This window comes from Phenylobacterium sp. LjRoot219, assembly GCF_964252995.1.
Taxonomy (GTDB): Bacteria; Pseudomonadota; Alphaproteobacteria; order Caulobacterales; family Caulobacteraceae; genus Phenylobacterium.
In genome coordinates this window covers 407501-428160 of sequence record NZ_CAXUQI020000002.1, presented here as the reverse complement: position 1 = coordinate 428160, position 20660 = coordinate 407501, and the positions used below count along the sequence as shown (strand labels likewise).

At 70.6% G+C, this 20660-nt stretch carries 21 protein-coding genes (1 of these 21 cut by a window edge); 11 read left to right on the top strand and 10 right to left on the bottom strand.

Translation table 11 applies throughout. From position 1 onward, the window contains the following. Positions 1-96 precede the first annotated feature (96 nt). Entirely contained in the window at positions 97-1488 is a 1392-nt protein-coding gene (locus ACSQ14_RS20025) for an FAD-linked oxidase C-terminal domain-containing protein (protein WP_436016001.1), read from the top strand. 74 nt (positions 1489-1562) lie between these two features. Beyond that, positions 1563-2243 (top strand): 2OG-Fe(II) oxygenase, encoded by a 681-nt coding sequence (locus tag ACSQ14_RS20020; protein ID WP_436016000.1) that lies wholly within the window; start codon positions 1563-1565, stop codon positions 2241-2243. Here ACSQ14_RS20020 and ACSQ14_RS20015 read toward each other — a convergent pair. From ACSQ14_RS20015 to ACSQ14_RS20005, 3 genes are all read right to left on the bottom strand, one after another. Further along, positions 2209-2625, bottom strand: coding sequence for a hypothetical protein (locus ACSQ14_RS20015; RefSeq protein WP_436015999.1), 417 nt, complete (start codon positions 2623-2625; stop codon positions 2209-2211). The two genes, ACSQ14_RS20020 and ACSQ14_RS20015, sit on opposite strands and share 35 nt — an antisense overlap. 91 nt (positions 2626-2716) lie before the next feature. Continuing rightward, entirely contained in the window at positions 2717-3985 is a 1269-nt protein-coding gene (locus ACSQ14_RS20010; protein WP_436015998.1) for an MFS transporter, read from the bottom strand. A 117-nt stretch (positions 3986-4102) separates the two neighbouring features. After that, complete coding sequence (locus ACSQ14_RS20005) at positions 4103-4600, bottom strand: nuclear transport factor 2 family protein (protein ID WP_436015997.1); 498 nt, start codon at positions 4598-4600, stop codon at positions 4103-4105. A 144-nt stretch (positions 4601-4744) separates the two neighbouring features. Between ACSQ14_RS20005 and ACSQ14_RS20000 the strand changes: the two genes are divergently transcribed. After that, entirely contained in the window at positions 4745-5659 is a 915-nt protein-coding gene (locus ACSQ14_RS20000) for a D-alanyl-D-alanine carboxypeptidase family protein (RefSeq protein WP_436015996.1), read from the top strand. Here the strand turns inward: ACSQ14_RS20000 and ACSQ14_RS19995 are convergent. Next, positions 5643-8021: a DUF3772 domain-containing protein gene (locus ACSQ14_RS19995; protein ID WP_436015995.1), complete on the bottom strand. Its 2379-nt coding sequence runs from the start codon at positions 8019-8021 to the stop codon at positions 5643-5645. The two genes, ACSQ14_RS20000 and ACSQ14_RS19995, sit on opposite strands and share 17 nt — an antisense overlap. A gap of 172 nt (positions 8022-8193) precedes the next feature. Between ACSQ14_RS19995 and ACSQ14_RS19990 the strand changes: the two genes are divergently transcribed. Beyond that, positions 8194-8757 (top strand): DsbA family protein, encoded by a 564-nt coding sequence (locus tag ACSQ14_RS19990; RefSeq protein ID WP_436015994.1) that lies wholly within the window; start codon positions 8194-8196, stop codon positions 8755-8757. 7 nt (positions 8758-8764) lie between these two features. Here ACSQ14_RS19990 and ACSQ14_RS19985 read toward each other — a convergent pair whose 3' ends face one another. After that, positions 8765-9214: a nitroreductase family deazaflavin-dependent oxidoreductase gene (locus tag ACSQ14_RS19985; protein WP_436015993.1), complete on the bottom strand. Its 450-nt coding sequence runs from the start codon at positions 9212-9214 to the stop codon at positions 8765-8767. Between the two features lie 157 nt (positions 9215-9371). Here ACSQ14_RS19985 and ACSQ14_RS19980 point away from each other — a divergent pair, with 157 nt between their 5' ends. Genes ACSQ14_RS19980 through ACSQ14_RS19970 form a run of 3 tightly spaced genes read left to right on the top strand, consistent with a single transcriptional unit; the run spans position 9372 to position 12723 of the window. Continuing rightward, positions 9372-10847, top strand: coding sequence for an aldehyde dehydrogenase family protein (locus ACSQ14_RS19980; protein WP_436015992.1), 1476 nt, complete (start codon positions 9372-9374; stop codon positions 10845-10847). Between the two features lie 4 nt (positions 10848-10851). Then, positions 10852-11892, top strand: coding sequence for a phosphotransferase family protein (locus ACSQ14_RS19975; RefSeq protein ID WP_436015991.1), 1041 nt, complete (start codon positions 10852-10854; stop codon positions 11890-11892). 27 nt (positions 11893-11919) lie between these two features. After that, on the top strand, positions 11920-12723 hold the full coding sequence (locus ACSQ14_RS19970) for an SDR family NAD(P)-dependent oxidoreductase (protein WP_436015990.1): 804 nt from the start codon (positions 11920-11922) through the stop codon (positions 12721-12723). 44 nt (positions 12724-12767) lie between these two features. On the opposite strand, the gene ACSQ14_RS19965 is transcribed toward ACSQ14_RS19970, so the two are convergent. After that, positions 12768-13508: a class I SAM-dependent methyltransferase gene (locus ACSQ14_RS19965; protein ID WP_436015989.1), complete on the bottom strand. Its 741-nt coding sequence runs from the start codon at positions 13506-13508 to the stop codon at positions 12768-12770. 215 nt (positions 13509-13723) lie between these two features. Between ACSQ14_RS19965 and ACSQ14_RS19960 the strand changes: the two genes are divergently transcribed. The 4 genes from ACSQ14_RS19960 (at position 13724) to ACSQ14_RS19945 (ending at position 18300) form a co-directional block, all read left to right on the top strand. After that, positions 13724-15529, top strand: a complete 1806-nt coding sequence (locus ACSQ14_RS19960; protein WP_436015988.1) for a glycosyltransferase — start codon at positions 13724-13726, stop codon at positions 15527-15529. Then, positions 15510-16955: a glycosyltransferase gene (locus tag ACSQ14_RS19955; protein ID WP_436015987.1), complete on the top strand. Its 1446-nt coding sequence runs from the start codon at positions 15510-15512 to the stop codon at positions 16953-16955. Before ACSQ14_RS19960 ends, ACSQ14_RS19955 begins: the two co-directional genes overlap by 20 nt. Before the next feature lie 125 nt (positions 16956-17080). Beyond that, positions 17081-17266 carry a hypothetical protein gene (locus ACSQ14_RS19950; RefSeq protein WP_436015986.1) on the top strand — a complete coding sequence of 62 codons (186 nt, stop codon included), beginning with the start codon at positions 17081-17083 and terminating at the stop codon, positions 17264-17266. Positions 17267-17346: 80 nt separating this feature from the next. Beyond that, a complete protein-coding gene (locus ACSQ14_RS19945) occupies positions 17347-18300 on the top strand; it encodes a sensor histidine kinase (RefSeq protein ID WP_436015985.1) in 954 nt (317 codons plus the stop codon). Here ACSQ14_RS19945 and ACSQ14_RS19940 read toward each other — a convergent pair. From ACSQ14_RS19940 to ACSQ14_RS19925, 4 genes are all read right to left on the bottom strand, one after another. After that, positions 18285-18509, bottom strand: a complete 225-nt coding sequence (locus ACSQ14_RS19940) for a hypothetical protein (protein WP_436015984.1) — start codon at positions 18507-18509, stop codon at positions 18285-18287. The two genes, ACSQ14_RS19945 and ACSQ14_RS19940, sit on opposite strands and share 16 nt — an antisense overlap. 125 nt (positions 18510-18634) lie before the next feature. Beyond that, positions 18635-18814 (bottom strand): oxidoreductase-like domain-containing protein, encoded by a 180-nt coding sequence (locus ACSQ14_RS19935; RefSeq protein WP_436015983.1) that lies wholly within the window; start codon positions 18812-18814, stop codon positions 18635-18637. A gap of 34 nt (positions 18815-18848) precedes the next feature. Further along, entirely contained in the window at positions 18849-20189 is a 1341-nt protein-coding gene (locus ACSQ14_RS19930) for a pyridoxal phosphate-dependent aminotransferase (protein WP_436015982.1), read from the bottom strand. Positions 20190-20351: 162 nt separating this feature from the next. Beyond that, positions 20352-20660: the 3' portion of a peptidylprolyl isomerase gene (locus tag ACSQ14_RS19925; protein ID WP_436015981.1), read on the bottom strand. 306 nt of this gene lie beyond the right edge of the window; the window shows 309 of its 615 coding nt (coding positions 307-615); its start codon lies off the right edge, out of view; its stop codon occupies positions 20352-20354.

Genomic DNA, 20660 nt, shown 5'->3' with positions numbered 1-20660 from the left:
AAATCGGCGCGGGCCGCGCCGACTTGGGCGCCGGCACCGCGAGCTGCTAAATCAACGGCTGGCCAACCGCCGAATGGCCAGTCCGGGAGTTCCTCCATGTCCCCCGCCGATCGTGTCCCGCTTCCCGCCGCCCTGGCTGGCGCCCTGGGCGAGCGCTTCGGCGGCCGTTTCACCACCAATCCGCAGATCCTGCTGCAGCACGGCCGCAGCGAGTCGCACCACGCCGCGCGCCTGCCCGACGGCGTGGTCCTCGCGCACAGCACCGAGGAGGTGGTCGCCGTGGTGCGGCTGTGCGCCGAGCACCAGGTTCCGATCGTCCCGTTCGGCGCCGGCACCTCGTTGGAAGGCAACACCACCCCGCTGCGCGGCGGGATCTCGCTCGACCTGTCGGAGATGAACCGGATCGTCGCGGTCCACGCCGAGGACTTCGACTGCACGGTCGAGGCCGGGGTCCGCCGCCAGCAGCTCAACGAGCACCTGCGCGACCAGGGGCTGTTCTTCCCGATCGATCCCGGCGCGGACGCCACCATTGGCGGCATGGCCTCGACCCGGGCGTCGGGCACCAATGCGGTGCGCTACGGCACGATGAAGGACGCGGTGCTGTCGCTGCGCGTGGTGACGCCGGACGGCCGCGACATCCGCACCGCCCGCCGCGCGCGAAAGTCCGCCGCCGGCTACGACCTGACGCGGCTGTTCGTCGGCGCCGAGGGCACCTTGGGCGTGATCACCGAGGTGACGCTGCGGCTGCATCCGATTCCGGAGGCGATCTCGGCGGCGGTGTGCGGCTTCGCGACCCTGCGCGGCGCGGTCGACACCGTGGTCCAGACCATCCAGTACGGCGTGCCGATCGCCCGGGTGGAGATCCTCGACGACGTGCAGATGCGGGCGGTGAACCGCTGGTCGAAGCTCGACTATCCCGAGCTCACCACCCTGTTCTTCGAGTTCCACGGCAGCGAGCGCTACGTCCAGGAGCAGGTCGAGACGGTCGCGGCGATCGCCGCCGAGAACGGCGGCGGGGACTTCCAGTGGGCGACCACGCCAGAGCAGCGCTCGCGGCTGTGGAAGGCGCGGCACGAGGCCTATTACGCCGCGGTGGCCTTGAGGCCCGGCGCGGTCGGCTGGCCGACCGACGTCTGCGTGCCGATCAGCCGGCTGGCCGAGTGCATCTCCGCCACCAAGGCCGACCTGGAGACCGCCTCGATCCCGGCGACGATCGTCGGTCACGTCGGCGACGGCAACTTCCACGTCATCTTCGTGCTGGATCCGGACAAGCCCGAGGAGCGCGTCGAGGCCGAGCGGCTCAACGCGGCGCTGGTCGCGCGGGCGCTGGCGATGGACGGCACCTGCACCGGCGAGCACGGCATCGGCGTCGGCAAGATGGACTGCCTCGAGCAGGAGCTCGGCGAGGCGCTGGAGCTGATGCGCACGCTGAAGCGGGCCTTCGATCCGGCGGACCTGATGAACCCCGGCAAGATCGTCCGGCTCTAAGCCGTTCGCGGACTTCGGACGCCGCATTCGCGCCGACCATTGGCGCCGGCGCGTGGCGGCCGCATCTAACGGGCATGATCACCGCCGACATCGCCCGCGAGCTCGAAGCTCATGGCTGCGCCCTGCTGCCGGGGCTGCTCGACGCCCGCACCTGCGAGACCATCGCCGGCTGGTACGACGAGCCGGCGCGATTCCGCTCGACGGTGGTCATGGGCCGGCACGGCTTCGGCCGCGGCGAATACCGCTACCTGTCCTATCCCTTGCCGGAGCCGGTCGCCGGTCTGCGCGCGGCGCTCTATCCGCCACTGGCCGAGATCGCCAACCGCTGGAACGCGGCCCTGGGCGAGCCCGGCCGCTTCCCGGCGGAGCACCCCGAGTTCCTCGCCCGCTGCCATGCGGCGGGCCAGACCCGAGCGACGCCGCTGCTGCTGCGCTATGGCCCCGGCGACTACAACTGCCTGCACCAGGACCTCTACGGGGCGCACGTCTTCCCGCTGCAGGCGGCGATCCTGCTGTCGGAGCCGGGTCGCGATTTCGACGGCGGCGAGTTCGTCCTCACCGAGCAGCGCCCGCGCATGCAGAGCCGGGTCGAGGTCTGCCCGTTACGCCAGGGGGACGCGGTGGTGTTCCCGGTGCGCCATCGGCCGGTGACCGGCGCGCGCGGCGTCTACCGGGTGACGCTGCGCCACGGCGTCAGCCGCCTGCGCGCCGGCCGGCGCCTCACGCTCGGCGTGATCTTCCACGATGCCGAGTAGGTCCGGTCGGTCCGGGATAGGTCGAAGGCCCCGGGCACGGCGGCGGCTCCGAACCGAAGATCACCGGGGGCGTCGTGGGGCCGCGCGTGAAGCTCGGCCGGCACAAGCCGAACCGTTGGCAGGCGTCGGCGCCGCCGAACACCGGATCCCACTCGAACAGCTCCGGCGCGTCGCACTCGGTCCAGCGATCACACAGGGCGTCGCCAGCCAGTTCCGCGGCCCTCGGCGAGAGCAACAGCACCCGGTGTCGGTGATCCGGCGTCGTCCGGCTGAACAGCGCGATGTCCTGCGCGTCCTTGTTGGCGAGCGCCAGCAGGCCAACACCTTCGTGAAGCTGCTCGTAGCTAGCCTCGACTGCAATTCTGCACTGCTTCCACGGCATCGTTCACGTCCCATCGAGCTGAACGTGGCGGCGCCCGTCTGGGTTGCCCGACCTGACCGGATTGATTGTCCCGCCGGTCGTTCCCTGGGAGCTAGGCGCTTGTGGCCGCCGGGCTCATCGTCGTGGCCGCCGGCTTGAGGAAGCGGGTCGACAGCATCAGCAGGGCGGCGAGCACCTGGGCGGCGATGAAGCTGCCGAACATCAGGTCGTAGCCGCCGGTGCGGTCGAACACCTCGCCGGCGAACCGCACGCAGGCCGCGCCCATCAACGAGCTGATCGGCGCGCTCAGGCCACGCACCGTGCCGAACGAGGTCGCGCCGAAGCGGTCGGCCAGCAGGGTGTAGACCAGCGGCGCGAGGGTGCCGATGGTGACGCCCATGAGCAGCGAGGTGGCGACCAGGGTGGCGTAGCCTTCGCTCGCCAGCAGCGCGGCGTTCAGCACCGTGCCGAGGCCGAACAGGCCGCTCAGCAGGACCACCCGGTCGAGCTTGTCGGCGACGACCGCCAGCAGCAGTTTGCTGACCAGGGCCGAGACGCCGATCATCGAGACGAGGCTGGTCGCCTGCAGCATGGTCAAGCCCTCGTCGAGGGCCAGGGGGACCACGCTGACCGTCAGCGCCTGGGCCATCCCCATCGCCATCGCGGCGCTGAGCGCGATCGACCAGAACTGCGGCATGCGCAGGATCGCCCCGACCGCCAGCGGGCGGGCCGGCGCCGCCGCAGGCGCTTGCGCGGCGGCCGCGGACGTCGTCGGCCGCGGGGCGCCGCCGCTTTCGACCTCGCCCGGCCCCGGCCGCTCACGGACGAAGGTGGCCAGCAGCATCAGCAGCAGCCCATGCGCCGCGCCCATCATCAGCAATGCCGTGCGCCAGCCCTGGGTCTCAATCAGGAAGCCGACCAGCGGCGTCACCACCACCGAGCCCAGCGACAGGCCCAGCACCGACAGGGCCATCGCGCGCCCGCGCTGCGCCACGAACCAGCGCGCCACCAGCACGTTCATCGTCAGGCCCGCGGCGCCGTTGATGCCGGCGGCGAGCGGCAAGGTCATGAAGGCGGCGCTCAGCCACAACGACCGCGACAACCCCAGGACGGTGAAGCTCAGCGCGAGCAGCACGGCGCAGACCATCATGATCCGCTTGGCGGGAAAGCGGTCGAGCAGCCGGCCGAGCAGCGGGGCGACGACGGCGGCGGCCAGGTTCAGCAGGATCAGCGCGGTGTTCATGTTCGCGCGCGACAGCTGGTACTCCGCCGACACCGGCAGCACGAACAGGCCGAAGGCGCTGTAGGTCGAGCCGACCACCAGCATGTTGGCGAGCACCGCGATCGCGACGATGCACCACCCGTAATAGACGCGGCCCATGGGCCCTCCCTTTGCCGTAGCTCGGCCGGGTGTCCCCCTGGCTCTTGGGGCGGAGTGTTCCCTGTCGCGCGCCGCGGCGAAAGCGGAAAGGCGCCGGAGCGCGCTTTCGGTGGCCGGCTATCGCCCTGGCGGAACGGGTTCCGGGGCGGCTCGCGGCGCTCGCGCGAACGCCACCATGCGGGCGACCTTGCCCGTCGCGCTTAGGGTGAAGTGGTCGACCGAGACCAGCACCCAGCGCGGCTGTCCGTTCACCGGCTTGAGGGTCGCCAGCGCGACCATGCAGTCGACCGCGTCGCCGACGTAGGCCACCGCCACCAGGCTCGGCCGCATCTCGCGGATCGGGCCTTCGTAGAACCCGCGGATCTCGTCGCGGCCGCGCAAGCTCCGGCCGGCCGGGTCGAGGATCACCGCCGCCGCGTCGAACAGGTCGGGCAGCTCGGCGAAGCGGCCGGCGTTGACCAGCTCGACGTACGCCTTGGCCGCCTGGCCGGCGGGGGTGGCCGGCGCTTCGGCGCTCGTCGGGCGGGTCAGATAGACGTCCATCGCCGTGATCGCGGGGTCGAGCTCGCCGCCGGCGACGACCACGCCTGCGCTTTCGGCCGGTCCTACCGCCATGGCCACCTCCTGCAGCTGCGACCGGCCCAGGTTAGGCGGCGCTTGTGCGCCTGGCCATGCTGACAAACCCGCGTCGCGGCCGCGTGCGGAGCCTTTGCCGCGGCCCGCCGTTAGCGGCGGTATGAAAGCTTGAGCGAAGCTCCGATGAAATGGCTGCTGCTGGTCGCCGGGATCGTCGTCGTCTTGCTGCTGGCGACGCGCGAGATCTGGCGCGCCGGCCCTGGCCAGCGTCCGCCCGCGGCGCTCAGCTCCGCAGGGCGGCGGGAGCCCTGCGTCACGCGGCCGGGCTATGAGCACGCCGCCCACCGCAATGCGCAGAGCTTCGCGACGATGTCCTGGGCGCCGTTCGGCGTCTTCGAGACCGGCTGGGACGCCTACGCGCCGACCATCGCCCAGGAGATCCGCACCGGCTGCGGCCCGGCGACCGCCGGCTTCGCCGCCGCCCTGGCCGATTGGCAGCAGCGCCATGGCCTCGCCGCCACCGGCGAGGTCGAGGCGACCACCGTCGAGGCGATGCGGGTGATCTGGATGCTGCGGCGCCCGTTCGTGGTCGAGACGCGCGACGGCAGCTGCCCGCCCGGGGCCCCGGAGGCCGCGCTGCTGCAGGCCGCCACGGATGACGGCTATTCGGGCAAGCCGGTGCAGCTGCGGCCGGGCGCGCTGGCGGCCTATCGCCGCTTGCGCGAAGCCGCGCGCCGCGAGGCGCCGGCGGTGCGCGCCGACCCGACGCTGCTGGCGCTGATCTCCGGCTACCGCAGCCCCGAGCTCAACGCCGCACGGTGCCTGGCGAAGGGCGACTGCGGCGGCCCGGCCCGCGCCCGCTGCTCGGCGCACCAGACCGGGCTGGCGATCGACCTCTATCTCGGGTCGCCGCCCGGGTTCGATTCGACCTCGAGCGCCGACGCGAACCGCACCTATCAGGCCACCACGCCGGCCTATCAATGGCTGGTCGGCAACGCCGGGCGCTTCGGCTTCGTGCCTTACCCTTACGAGCCGTGGCACTGGGAGTGGACCGGCGAGCCGGTCGTCGTCGCCGGTGGATCTAGGCCGCCAGCTTGACGCCGCGGGCCTTCAGCTGGGCGACCAGGGCGAACAGCAGGTCGCTCTTGATCCCCGTCGCCTGCCGGGCCGAGGAGATCGCCGCCACGACGGTGAAGTCGAGCGCCCCGTCGGAGACGTTGGTGAGATAGACGCTCGGCGGCGGGTCGCGCAGCACGCCGGGATTGGCGGCGATCTGGTCGAGGATCAGCTTGCGCACCTCCGCGGCGTCAGCGTCGTTGGCCACCCGCAGGACGAACTTCACCTGGCCCAGCGCGCCGCCATGGGTGACGTTGCGCACGACCTTCGAGATCAGGTCGGAGTTCGGGACGATCAGTTTGGAGCGGTCGCCCATCTCGATCTCGGTGGCGCGGATGTTGATCTTCCGCACATCGCCTTCCTGGTCGCCGATGGCGATCCGGTCGCCGACCTTCAGCGGGCGTTCGGCCAGCAGGATCAGGCCGGAGACGAAATTACCGATCACCGCCTGCAGCCCGAAGCCGATGCCGACTGAGAGCGCGCTGGCGAACAGGGCGATCTTGCTGAGGCTCAGGCCGAGGTAGGCGCAGGTGGTGAGCAGCGCGATCAGCGCGCCCAGGTAGGTGAGGGCGGCGGTGATCGAGGTCTGCAGGCCGACGTCGATGCGGGTCTTGGGGAGATAGGTGGTCTCCATCCAGCTGCGGACGATCCGGGTGATCACCATCCCCGCCGCGAAGACCACCACGCCGCCGAAGATCAGGCCGGGCGAGATCGACAGCTGGCCGAGCTTGAACGCCATCTCGGTGGAGGTCGCCCGGGTGAACACCTCCTGGGCGCTGGCCCCGAACGGCGCGACGATCGCCATCCAGCCGAACACCATCAGGCCCAGCCGCAGCACGCCCGAGAGCAGCACGCCGATCTGCTCCAGCGCGTGGTCGGACAGGCCGGTGGCGGCGGCGATCACGCGGCCGAGGCCGGTGCGCGAGGCGAACAGCGCGTCGCACAGGTCGTCGACGAAGCGCATCAGCAGGACCAGGCAGGCCAGCACCGTGGCGATCCAAACCAGTTCGCCCATGATGAAGCTGGCCAGGGCGACGTAGCCGGTCACGACCGCGATCAGGGCGGCGCACAGGGCCAGCCAGGCGATAACTGCGGCCAGCACCCAGGGCAGGCGCGAGGGGCCCTCGTCGTCCGCCTCGTCCTGCTTGGCCGCGCCGCTGCGCGCCAAGGCCAGCGCGGACCCGACCGCCAGGATCTGCAGCAGCACGCCCAGGCAGCGACTGGCCTCGCTGGCCGGCAGGCTGACATCGAGCAGGACGCTGGCGCGGGCCATGAACATCGCTAGGCCGACCGCCACGCCGATGATCGCCGGAAGGGCCGCGACCCGTGCGGCGAAGGCGTCCGACACCGGCGCCAGCCGCCAGCTCGGGCGGCCCGGGGCCAGCAGGCTGCGGCCGAGCGCGTCGATGGTCGCGGCGTAGAACACCGCGGCGATCAGCGCCCGCGCCAGGCCGTCGATGGCCGGCGTCAGGCGGACGACGCTGGTCAGCGCCGAATAGAGCAGCAGGCCGGCGAACAACGGGGTCAGCGCGCCGACGAGAGTCTGCCAGAGCGCCAAGGCCGATTTCCGCAGGCCGGAACTGGGGACGTAGGCGACCGACCAGCGCCGGCCCAGCCGGCCGAGAATGATCCGCGCCGGAACCAGCAGGAACAGGCCGAGCGCCGCCAGCACCGCCGACCAGAGCTGGGTCGCGCCGGGGGCGGTCGCCGCCGCGGGCTGCGGCGTCTGGCCGATCACCGCGTCGCTGGCGCGGCGAAGGTCGTCCGGCAGCTTGGCGGCGAAGTCGCCCCAGAGCGTCGGGTCGAACACCGAGCGGCTATGCTCCCAGAGCCGTTCGGAGAAGTTCCGCCGCAGCCGCTGGTTCAGCTGCTCGCTGAGCTGGCCCGCCTCCACGGCGAGCAGCCGCGCCCGTTTGGAATTGCCCTCCAGGCTCGACTGTTGCTTGAGCAGCCGGGCGCGGGCCTCGGCGACGTCCGGCGCTTCCGGCGGCTGGCCCGCCGCCGGCGCGGGGCCGAGCTCGTCCAGCCGTTCGCGGGTGTTTTGCAGCCGCGGGGTGAGCGTCGACAGCGCGTCGGCCAGGTCGGCCTGGATCGGTTCGATCGCCGCCGCCTGGGCCCGCAGCGCCGCATCGTCGGCCGACTTGTTCCGCGCGGCCCGACGGATGGCGCGCAGCGCCTCCTCGTGCTTGTCGAGCCGGGCGTCCATCTTGCCGAAGCGTGGCGCGTCGGCCGGCGCAGGGACTTGCGCGACGTCCGGGCTTGGAGCCGGCGCCGGCGCCGCCGCGGTCAGCGTCACCCAGGCCACCACCAGCAGCAGGCGCTGGAAGATCGTCAAGCTGCTCACCCCCGAGTTCGTCGATCCGTTGCGCAGCCGCCGAGCCCCGGCGGCTGAACCGTGGCCCTTCTCCATTCTGCGCACGGCAATGTTGTGGCGGCCCCTGGTGTCGCCTGGAGCCACCCGTCGCCGTGCGCCGTTAACCCCGGCGTGACGGAGACCGCAAGTCAGGAGCTCATCCATGGCCATGCTCAAGACGCCTCCCGCGCCCTATGATCACCGGCGCGGCGATCCCGACGCCCCGATCGTGCTGGTCGAGTACGGCGACTACCAGTGCCCCTACTGCGCCCAGGCCGAGCCCGTCGTGGACGCCCTGCTCGCCAGCTTCGAGGGCGACCTCCAGCTGGTGTTCCGCCACTTCCCGCTGACGGAGGTCCACCCGATGGCCGAGTTCGCCGCCCAGGCGGCGGAGTTCGCCGGCGGCCGGCGGATGTTCTGGGAGATGCACGCCGGCCTGTTCGCCAATCAACCGCAGCTCAGCCTGGCGGTGATCTTCGCCATCGCCGCGGACCTGGGGCTGCCGCAGGACGGGCTGCGCGAGGCGCTGGCCGGGGAAACCTGCGCGCCGAAAGTGCGCCAGGACTACCAGAGCGGCGTCGATAGCGGCGTCGAAGGCACGCCCTGCTTCTTCGTCGGCGGGGTGCGCCATGACGGCCCGATCAGCTTCGAGGCGCTCGCCACGGCGATCCTCAGCTCCCGCTCGCCCGGGACCCCGGGCGCCGGGTCGCCGCACCCTCGCGCGTGAGGCGCCGCTAGCGGCTGCGCTCGATCACCACGACCGGGATCTGCCGCTCGGTCCGCGACTGGTAGATGTCGTAGTTCGGCCAGGCCTTCACGCATTCGGCCCACAGTTGCTCGCGCTCGGGCGACTGGGCGGTGCGGGCGATGGCGTCGAACTTGTCGGCCTTCACCTGCACCTGGACGTGCGGATCGGCCTCGACGTTCAGGTACCATTTCGGGTGGGTCGGCGAGCCGCCCTTGGAGGCGATGATCACGTACTTGTCCCCGACCGGCGTGTAGATGATCGGGATGATCCGTGGCTCGCCGGACTTGCGGCCCTTGGAGGTCAGCAGCAGCGTCGGGACGCCGTTCCAGAGGTAACCGGTCTCGCCGTTGGTCTCCTGGTAGACCCGCACGTGCTCCGCGCCGAGCAGGCTGACGTCCGTTCCTGGAACGGTGGTTACCTTCGACTGTTCGGTCATGGCGAGCGGCTCCGTCGGGTCACGATGTCGCGCATGATAGCGAACTCATGTTCGAAATAAAGAAAATCGATTGCCGTCGTGGCGGCCGGTCGATAGCTTTTTTCGCCACAACACATGCGCGCCGGCCAGGGCCGAGCTGCAGCAGAAGGGGGGCGCGATGGCGGACCGCACACAACATCAGCTGTTCATCGACGGCGCGGCGGTCGACGGGGCCGGCGAGCGCTTCGTCGTCGTCAATCCGGGCACCGAGGCGGTGGTGGCCGAGATCGCCGGCGCCTCGGCCGCCCAGGTCGCGGCGGCGATCGCCGGCGCGCGGCGGGCGTTCGACAGCGGCGTCTGGAGCGGGCTCGCCGCGACGGAGCGCGCCGCGGTGCTGCGGCGGCTGATGGCCTACCTCGCCGGCCAGCGCGAGCGGCTGATCGAGATGGTCGTGCAGGAGGGCGGCTGTCCGGTCAGCTCGGGCACCATGGTCGCCCAGGTCCAGGGGCCGTTGCAGCACGGCCTGGACGTCATCGACTTCTTCCTGCGGCTGCCGGAGTTCGAGGAGAACCCGCTGCCGTTCGCCGAGCGGATCACGCCGCGCGGCGGAGCGGTCCAGAGCCTGCGCCGCTACGTGCCGGTGGGCGTGGTGGCGGCGATCTCCGCCTACAACGCGCCGTTCTACATCAACGTCTGGAAGGTCCTGCCGGCGCTGATTGCCGGCAACACCGTCATCCTGCGGCCGAGTCCGCTGACGCCCTTGTCCGCGCTGATCTTCGGCGAGGCCGCCGAGGCGGCCGGACTGCCGCCGGGCGTGCTCAACGTCATCGCCGAGGCCGGCGCCGAAGGCGCGGTGACGCTGTCGACCCACCCGGACGTCGACATGGTGGCCTTCACCGGCTCGAGCGGCGTCGGCCGCCAGCTGATGGCCCAGGCCGCGCCGACCATGAAGCGGCTGCAGCTGGAGCTGGGCGGCAAGTCGGCGCAGATCTACCTGCCGGACAGCATTCCCCAGGCCGCGGCGGCGGCGGCGATGGTCTGCCTGTCGCACGCCGGCCAGGGTTGCGTGCTCGGCACCCGCATCTTCGTGCCGGAGGCCGAGAAGGCCCAGGCGATGGCGGCGATGGCCGCGGCGATGGCGAAGGCCACGCCCGGCGATCCCGCCGATCCGGCGACCACCATGGGCCCGGTGATCAGCGCCGCTCAGCGCGACCGTTGCCAGCGCTTCGTCGACCTGGCGGTCGAAGCCGGGGCCAAGGTGGTCTGCGGCGGCAAGCGGCCGGAGCGCCCCGCCAAGGGCTTCTTCTTCGAGCCGACCATCCTCGACACCCCGGACAACAAGAACCCGGCCGCGCAGGAGGAGATCTTCGGCCCGGTGGTCAGCGTCATCGGCTACCGCGACATCGACCACGCCGTCGAGATGGCCAACGACAGCGTCTACGGCCTGTCCGGCTACGTCTTCGGCAAGGACGCCAAGCAGGCGGCGGCGGTCGCCGCGCGGCTGCGCACCGGCACGGTGAACGTCAACGGCGGCGTGTTCAGCGCCTACGCCTCGTCAGGCGGCTGGGGCGCCAGCGGGATCGGCCGCGAACGCGGCGTCGAGGGTCTGCGCGTCTATCAGCAGATCCAAGTCATGAACATTCAGGGAGCTTAAGGCAGTGGGTGTGATCGTTGCGCCGGAAACCCGGGACCTCGAGATCCTGGCGAGCCAGCTCGCCGCCTGGCTCGAGCCGCGCATCCCCGAGGCCAAGGACGTCCGCGTCGGGAACCTCGCCTATCCGCAGGGCGCGGGGCGCTCGCACGAGACCATCCTGTTCGACGCCAGCTGGGCGGTCGACGGCCGCCGCGAGACGCAGGGCTGCGTCGTGCGGATCAAGCCGGTGCGCCACACCGTCTTCCCGGACAACCTGTTCGAGGAGCAGTACCAGGTGATGAAGACGCTGCACGAGCAGGGTCGCGTGAAGGTCGCCCGGCCGCTGTGGTTCGAGGAGGACGCCTCGCTGCTCGGCGCGCCGTTCTTCGTCATGGAGCGTGTGCGCGGCCGCGTCGCGGTGAGCGTTCCGCCCTACCGGAAGGAGGGCTGGGTGGCGGAGGCGACGCCGGCCCAACGCCGCAAGATGTGGGAAAACGGCGTGCGCCAGCTGGCCGCCATTCAGGGCACGCCGCTGGACTCGGTGAGCTTCCTGCGCGGGCCGGACGGCGCGCGCGACGGCCTTGAGCAGGAATGGGACAAGTACGTCCGCTTCGTCGCCTGGGTCAGCCAGGACCGGCCCTGGCCGATCCTGGACAAGGCGCTGGAGCGGCTGCGCGTCAGCTGGCCGGCGAACCAGCCGCCGGGGCTGGTCTGGGGCGACGCCCGTCTCGGCAACATGATGTTCGACGAGAACTTCGAAGTGGCCGCGGTCATGGACTGGGAGCAGCCGTCGCTGGGCGGCGCGCTGCAGGATCTCGCCTGGTGGCTGGTGCTGTCGGAGACGATGCACGGCGCGGGCCCGAGCGGCCCGCACCTGGAGGGCATGGGCACGCGGGACGAGACGATCGCGCTGTGGCGCGAGCTGACCGGGATCTCGCCGGCCGACGTCGAATGGTACGAGGACTTCACTCACCTGAAGATGTCCTGCACCGGCGTCCGTCTCGCCCAGCTGGGCAAGATGCCGTTCCCCGACGACGCCTGGCTGTCCAAGCGCCTGAAGGTCTGAGGCCCACAAATCGGCGGAGGCGCAGGGATGCATGACGAGCTGAGCCAGGCTTTCAGCCTGGAGGGCCGGGTGGCGGCGGTGACCGGCGCCGCCTCGGGCATCGGCCGCGACACCGCACGGGTGTTCGCGCTCGCCGGCGCCCAGGTCGTGCTCTCGGACATCGATGCGGCGGGGCTCGCCGAAGCCGTCGCCGAGATCACGGAGCTCGGCGGCGTCGCCGAGGCGCACGCGGCCGACGTGGCGCAGCGGACCGAGGTCGACGCGCTGGCCGAGGCGGCGGTGCGGTCGCGCGGCCGGCTCGACATCTGGGTGAACTGCGCCGGCGTGGCGGCGACCATGCCGGTGCTCGAGGCGACCGAGGCCGACATCGACCGGCTGGTGGCGATCAACCTGAAGGGAACCTACTGGGGCTGTGCGGCCGCTGCGCGCGCGATGCAGGCGCAGGGCGCGGGCTCGATCATCAACGTCTCCTCGACCGGCGCGGATTCCGCGGCCGCCGGGTTCTCGATCTATGCGATGACCAAGGGCGCGGTGAACACCCTGACCCGGACCTGCGCCAAGGAGTTCGGAGCTTTCGGGGTGCGGGTGAACGCGATCGCGCCGGGCTGGATCGAGACGCCGCTGGCGAACTTCCGCTTCCGCAACGCCGCCGGCGAGATCGATCCGCAGCTGCGCGAGCAGGGCCTGCGCGACCGGGCCAAGGCCTCGCCGCTGGGCCTGACCGGCGTGCCGCGCGACGTCGGGCTGGCGATGCTCTACCTGGCCTCGGACGCTAGCCGGTTCGTCACCGGCCAGGTGCTGCGCCCGAACGGCGGCGCGAGCATGCCCTAGCGGGTCGGCGGCTCGGCAGGAGAGGCCGGCGCCGCCGATCTAGTTTAGCAGCGCACCCCCAGCCCGATGCCCATCCAGGGATGGGTGTCGTGGGTGAACTGCAGGATCCGCATCTCGCCGACCGCGGTGTCGCGGAACTCGCGCCACATCCGGATCGTGCCGCCGTTGAGGCTGTCGTACTCGCTCGCGCGGATGTCGTGGAAGGCGACGGCCTTGCCGCAATGCCGGCCCAGATTGACGTAGTCCTTCAGCGCACCGTCGTAGGAGTGGTCGCCGTCGATGAAGACCAGGTCGAAGGTCTGGCCGAGCAGGTCGGCGCTGGTGTTCGGAATGTGCGGCTCGAGCCGCAGGATCTTCGCGAAATCCGCCAGGCCGACCAGCGCGTTCTGGATGTCGACCATGTGGTAGACGAAGTCGGGCCGCCGCCGCGTCAGGATCGCCGCCAGCAGGTAGGACGACCCGCCGGTCCACACGCCGATCTCGACCGCGTTGGCGAGGTCGAGCGTGGCCGCGTACATGGCGAAGTCGGCGAACTCGGTCGGGACCTGCAGCAGGCCGAACTCGCTGCCGTTCTTCCACCCGGTATAGCGCGAGAACTCCGGCCAGGTGCGGAAGGCGAGGCCGTACTCGCGGATGCAGTCGAGGATGAAGGCGCGGCTCTCGAACTCGGCGTCGGTCGAGTTGAGGATCCGCTGAACCGCGGCCAACCCCTTGTCGATGTCGTAGCGGACCGCGGCGTCATGCGGGATGACGCTCTCGCCGATGTCCGTCTTCCTGGCGCTCACCGGCTCGAGACCAACGATTTTGGATAGCAAGTCCGTCCCCTTTTCGCATCACCATGCAAAGTAAGCGCCGCCAAGCTCCGGCATCCTCCGGCGATCAACAAGAGCAAATTCCGCGAGGGTCTCTCATTTGATAAGTGCGTTAATTGTTGCGGGCTTGACGACAATTTTTACGCGGCGCCAGTTTGTGCGGACTACGCTGTTGTGGGGCGACAGGCATGCGATCCGTTATTGCTCCGCTGGCTGGCGCGGGACCGGAAACGGTGGTCTGGCGGCTGGCCTATCCGCTGGGCGTGCACGTCGACCGCAAATGGCTCTACGCCGGTTGGCATGAGGCGACCTGGGACGACGCGCGGCAGACGGTGAGGCTGGAGGCCGGCGGCTGGATCCGCTTCGACCGGCTGCTCAACGTCTTCGCCCACAAGAAGTGGGTGGCGCTGACCGGGGTTTCGGCGCTGACCGTGCGGGTGAAGTACCGCGGCGGCGCGGCCCGCTTTTCGATCCTGACCTTCGACGGCATCACGACCCGGCTGGTGTCGTCCACCGCCCTCGAGCCGGCGGATGGGACCGCGGCGGTCTGGGTCCCGCTGCCGCCGCACCTCGGCTATTCCGACCTGCTGTTCTTCCTACTCGACGCCGACGATCCCACCGAGCTTGAAGAGATCGCGATCGTCACCCGCGCCCGCCCGGTGAACGCCGTCCGCGCGGCGGTGGTCATCACCACCTTCAACCGGCCCGAGGAGGTCGAGGAGCAGGTCGGCGAGCTCGAGGCGCTCGATGAGAGCGAGCTCGACTACCACGTCTTCGTCGTCGACAACGCGCGCAACCTCGAGTTTGCGCGTCGCTATCGCAACACCACCGTGGTGGACTCGCCGAACCTCGGCGGGGCGGGCGGGTTCACCCGCGGCCTGCTGGAGGCGCAGGACGCGGGCGGCTTCACCCACGCTCTGTTCATGGACGACGACGCCTACTGCCACCCCGAGGCGCTGCTGCGCGCCACGGCGGTGCTGCGCTACGCTGGCGATCCGCGCCTGGCGTTCGCCGGGGCCATGCACTACCTGCACGCCCCCGAGCGTCAGTACGAGCTGGGCGGCAGGATCGCGTCCTATGGCGCCCAGTCGGTGCGGATGGACGCTGTCGTCAACGACCTCGGCTCCCTGTACGCGAACGAGCGGTGTGAGAAGCCGCAGTACGGCGCCTGGTGGTGTTTCCTGTTCCCGCTGAAGGCGGTGAGGAAGCTGCCGTTCCCGTTCTTCGTGCGGGGCGACGACATCACCTTCTCGCTGCAGAACCGCTTCACGCTGGAGACCTTGCCGGGGCTGGTGGCCTGGCAGCCGTCGTTCGACGACAAGATCGGCGCCTCGGTCGAGTACCTGGCGCACCGCAGCTACCTGGCGATGCCGTTGATCGCCAATCGCCCCGAGTGGACGAAAACCTCCGTGGTCGCCGGCGCGCGCTGGAGTTTCACCCAGGAGCTTGAGGGCCTGCGCTATCCGCTGGCCGAGGCGATCTGCCAGGCGCTGGAAGATGTCCTGACCGGGCCGTCGTTCTGGGCCAACAGCGCCAACACCAAGGCCCGGATGGACGGGCTGTCGAAGCTCGAGGCCGAGTTCACCGAGCGCTCGTTCCTGCCCAACTGGGGCTACCTCCCGGCGGACCATCCGCCGCGCAAGGCGGTGCGGCTGCTGAACCGGCTGTTCGGACGCTGGAATCTCCCGGCGCGGCTGTGTTTCCGGCGCGTGGCGCTGGTCGACCGCATGTCGCCGCAGCCCGGCCTCGCCTTCCTGCGGCCGGGCGTCATCTACACCGCCCCGAACACCAATCGTCGGATGAGCTGCGCGCGCGACCGCCGCTGGCGCCAGCGGTTGGAGCGCCGCTTTGCCCGCCTCACGGCCGAGTACGCGGCGCGGTTCGACGAACTTTCCGCGGAATACGCCGCGTCCGGCCTGCAGTCACGCGAGGCCTGGGACGAACGGCTTGAGCGATCGGCTCCGGAGCGAAGCGTTGCGCATTCTCCTCTATAACTGGGCCCCGGCGGCCGCACCGGTGTCCGAGGGCGGCGGGGTCGGCGTCTATCTCGAGAACCTGATCGAGACGCTGGCCGCCGGCGGCCACGAGGTGTTCGTGGTCTCCAGCGGCTATCGCTACTCGATGGTCGGCTCGACGCCGCGGTTCACGCGCCGGCGCGGGACCAAGCCGGGCGCCCGCTACTACGACCTGGTCAACTCGCCGGTGGTGGCGCCGTCCTACCTGATGTTCCCCGACGCCACGCGCGCGGTGGACTGCCCCGAGCTGGTGGCGATGTTCCGGGACTTCCTGCGCCGTCACGGGCCGTTCGACATCGTCCACGTGCACAACGTCGAAGGCATCTCGTTCGACGTCCTCGAGCTGCGCTCCGAGTTCCCGGCGACCCGCTTCCTGCTGACCAACCACAACTACGGCGTGGTCTGCCAGCAGGCCAACCTGTGGCGACGCGACGAGGAGCGCTGCACCTCCTTCCAGGACGGCGCGCGCTGCCACGCCTGCAACCGGTTCGGAGCGGCCACCGACCCGCTGATGATCAGCCGCTTCGTCGGCATCCATGGCCTCAACCGCGCGCACCCGCTGATCCGCGACACGGCCTGGCGGCTCTGCCGCGCGGTGCTGAAAGTCCGCCGTTCGCTCGGCCGGCGGCTGCCTTGGGACCCGCCGGAGTCGCGGCTCCACCAGGGCCGCCGGATCGGCCCGGCCGACGCGTTCCAGCTGCGGCGCACCCGGGCGCTCGAGCTGGTCAACGCCAACTGCTCGGCGGTGCTGTCGGTGTCCGAGGCGACCGAGGAGATCCTGCTGGCCTACGGTCTCGATCCGCAGCTCAGCCGCGTGAGCTACATCGGCACGCGCCACTATGATCCGGCGCGTGCGCCGGCCCCGAAGCCGGCGTCCGGGCCGCTGCGCCTCGCCTTCCTCGGCTACACCCGGCCGGACAAGGGCTTTGGCTTACTGGTCGACGCGATCGAAGCGATGCCCGACCGGCTCGAGGGCTGCTTCTCGCTGACCGTCGCGGCGCGCATCAGCGACAAGGCCGCGGTGGCCCGCCTGGAGCGGCTGTCCGACCGGCTGGCGGGGCTGACGATCCGCGACGGCTATCGGCAGGACGAGCTGCCGGCGCTCCTCGCCGAGGTCGACCTCGGGCTGGTCCTGCCGCTCTGGGACGACGCCCTGCCGCAGGTGGCGATCGAGTTCGTCTGCAACGGCGTGCCGATTCTGGTCACCGACCGCGGCGGCCAGCAGGAGCTCGCCGCCGATCCGGCCTTCGTCTTCCCCGCCGAGGACGTCGGCGAGTTCTGGGACCGGCTGGAGCGGATCTGGACCAAGCGCTCCGAGCTCCAGCGATTCTGGACGCTGCCGCGGCCGCTGCGCACCAACGCCCAGCACGCCGCCGAGCTGCTGGAGATCTACGGCGCGACCTGACGCGGCCCGCGACGGAAGGTCTGTGCGACATTCGGCGCCCGCCGCTGCGGGCGGAACTGTCCGCTATTGAACATACCGCGCGTCAGAGAACCTGTTACTCGGCCGCATCTTCGAGGTCGATTTTCGTGCGTATGTTCAACGTCTTTGGTGTTTGCGGGGAGGGCCGCGCGGTTGCGGCCCAAGAGCTTCACGCCGCCTCGCCGGCCGACGCCTGCGCGCTCGCCGAGCAGATGTTCCCGGATTGCGCGCTCGTCGAAGTCTGGGAAGAAGCGGTGCTGATCACCCGGATCCGCCGCTCAGGAGAGAGCTAGGCGGCGCGCCGCTCCGTCACACCGCCGGCTCAATCTGCGCCTAGGTGCAGATGCGGCGCCCCCCCCTGGCGGATAACCCAGTGCGAGCAGGCAACAAGCAAGTCGCCGCGGCCCTGACGCAGCTTGGCCCTGCGCCGGCGCTCGCCTTGGGCGTCATCACCGCGATCAGCTCGATCGGCTTGCGCACGGCGCTGACCCCATTGCTCGGCGGCGAGGAACGCTTCGTCGCCATGTTCCCGGCGCTGCTGCTGGCGAGCTTCTACGGCGGTGCAACCGGCGGCGTCGCCTGCCTGGTCGTCAGCATCGTCGGGGCCTGGTTCTTCTTCGTCGGCGTCCCGCAATCCTTCGCCATAGACCTTTACGAAGCGGCCGGCCTGCTCGGCCTCTTCCTGTCCGGCGGTGCCATCGTCGCCGGCACGGTCGCCATTCGCCGACTGCTGCAGGGGCTCGAGGAAGCGAACGAAGCCGAGCGGCTGCTCGCCCGTGAACTCCAGCACCGGGTCAAGAACAACCTGTCGGTGGTCGAGGCGCTCGCCCGCACATCGGCCCGCGGAACCGACGACCTCGCCGTGTTCCTCGAGCGGTTCATGGGCCGGATGCGCTCCCTGTCGGCCGCCCACGTCCTGCTCAGCCGCGGCGACGCCGAGGTGGTGGAGGTCGAGGAGGTGGTCAGCGCCGTGCTCGCGCCGTTCGAGGCGCCGCGGCGGCTGTCCTGGTCCGGCGACAGCCTTCGGCTGAATTCACAGCAGGCCGTGGCGCTGGCCTTGTGCCTGCACGAGCTGGCGACCAATTCCGTGAAGTACGGGGCCTTGTCCGGCGAAGACGGCGTCGTCCGGATCGCGTGGTCCAAGCTCGAGCCGACCCGCGCCCGCATCGGCTGGGAGGAGAGCGGCGGCCCCCCGGTGCACGAGCCGCAACGGATCGGCTCCGGCCTCAGGCTGCTGCGCAGAGGCGTCGAGCCCGGCTTGCCGGCCGAACTCGCCTACGCGCTCGACGGCCTTAAATGGTCCGCCCGCTTTCACCCGAGCGGTTGATCGCCGCCGTTTTCGGACGGGTCGGGGATGAGTATGGGGTCCTGCGGCTTCGGCGGCCCGCGCCGGCGGGCGTAGACCTTGCCGTTCCACCGGAGCTTCAGCCGTTCGACGCCGCGCTCGTAGAAGCAGGTCCTGGCGTTCAAGGCGAAGCCTTCGGCCAGAAGCTTCTTCGTGGCGTCGGCGTACGGGCCCTTGGGTTCAATCGCCAAACTGACCTCCCCGATCCGCTGGACACCCGGTCCATGGCGCGCCGACGGCGAGCGGTCCGCCACGTCAAACGATCAGACCACGCCTTGGCCTCAGCGTCAGCTCCGTCGTGGGGGAGGCGAGGGTTTCAGTCGCCCTCGGCCGCCAGCAGCGCGTCGGGATCGGCGCCCAGGGCCACGACCTTGTCGCGCCAGCGCAGCAGGGCCTTCTCATAATAATCGAAGATGCACGGGCAGCAGCCGCGGTGGCAGCATTCCCACTCCGCAGGGCGGGTCGGCGGCGGCGGCGGCTTATCCGGCGGGCTCACGGGCAGGCTCGAATGGCTGGCGGGGGAGCGGCGCCTAGGCGGCGCCCTCCAGCTGGCCGCGCGCCGGCTCCTTGCGGGCGCCGCTCGCCAGATAGGCGCAGAGCGCGTCGCGTAGATCCTGCAGGACGGTCTCGAACTTGTCCTCGTCGGGCTCCAGCAGGGTGAAGCGGAAGCCCTCGAGATCCGAGTTGAAGCCGGTGGACAGCGGCACCACGCAGATGCCGGTGGCGCCGAGCAGGTGATAGACGAACCGCGCGTCGAGCGCCTCGCCGAGCTGCGGGCTGATGATCGCCTCGACCTGCGGCGGCATGGGCAGGCGCTGGTCGGCCTTCAGCGCGCCCTTGCGGAACACTGCGGTCATGTAGAAGGCGCCGCGCGCCGGATGCAGGATCAGCTCCGGCAGGCTGCCCAGCACCTCGACGGCGCGCCGCGCGCGGGCGTCGTAGGCCGAGACGCGGGTCTCCAGATAGGGATAGTAGCGGTCGTCGCCCATCACCCGCGGCAGCACCTTCTGCGGCAGGGTGGTGGCGCAGACCTCCAGCATCTTGGCTTCCAGCAGCGAGCGCGCGAAGCGGTCGAAGCTGGCGTCCTGGTCGCGGTTGTAGACCTCGATCCAGCCGCAGCGCGCGCCGGGCCAGGGGAACTCCTTGGAGATGCCGCGCATGGCGATCGCCGGCACCTTGCCGATGACCGAGGCGAGCTTGCGCATGCCGCTGCCGGGATAGGCCAGGTTCGAATAGATCTCGTCGGAGATGATGAAGAGGTCGTGGCGCGCGGCGATGTCGACGATCGCGGCCAGGGTCTCTTCCGGGTAGACGAAGCCCGTCGGATTGTCCGGGTTGATGATGATGATGGCGGCGATGTCCGGGTTCGCGACCACCTTGGCCTCGAGATCGGCCAGATCGGGCTTCCAGCCGTTCTCCGGATCCAGCCGATAGGTGATGTGCGGGGCGCCGGCGTGCGCGGCCTCGGCCGACGAATGGGTCGGATAGGCCGGGTTCGGGCCGATCACCCGGGCCCTGGGATGCAGCGCGCTGTAGATGGTCGAGATCGCGTCGCCCAGGCCGTTGAAGAACAGGATGTCCTCCGGCGAGATCTGGATGCCGCCTTCGAGATTGCGCTCGGCGGCGATGTAGGCGCGCGCCTCCACCAGGCCCTTGGTCGGCGAATAGGCGAAGCTCAGATCCTCGGCGGCGGCCTGGGTGACGATCTCCTTGATCCAGTCGGGCACGCGTTCGCCCTTGGCCACCGGATCGCCGATGTTCTCCCAGCGGATCGGGGCGCCGGTCGCCGCGATGGCGTTGGCGACCTCGACGATCTGGCGGATTTCGTAGCGCAGGTTGTCCGCGCCGGGATGGACGATTTGCGTGCGCAAAAGCCGGATACCTTTAATCTGCCGGCCTTACCGAGCCTGCGCCCGCAGCGGCCTTCGCTATTCTGTCGTCAGCGGTACTAATCAATCGCGTCCGCCGTGTGGAGTTGAAACTGCGCGACGTGATGTCCCGCCCGGGTTGCGACCGGCGCGTTCGCGCCGCCGTCAGGTGGCGCGGCGCATGCTGAGGATCGGCACCGGTGGCTTCAGCCACTGGCCGCGCTGGTCCTTGAACTTGGTCTCGCCGTTGGTCGGCAGCGACAGGATCTTTTCGACGACCGCCATGCCCGACACCACCTGGCCGAAGGCGGCGTAGCCGAGATTGTCGCCGGGCTCGCCCGGGTGGGCGTCGAGGTAGGGCTGGTCGCCGACGCAGATGAAGAAGTTGTTGGTCGCCGTGCCCGGATCGAACCGGCCGAGCGACAGCGTGCCGTTCAGGTGGCGCAGGCCGGTCTTGGTCGTGCTCTCGTGCGC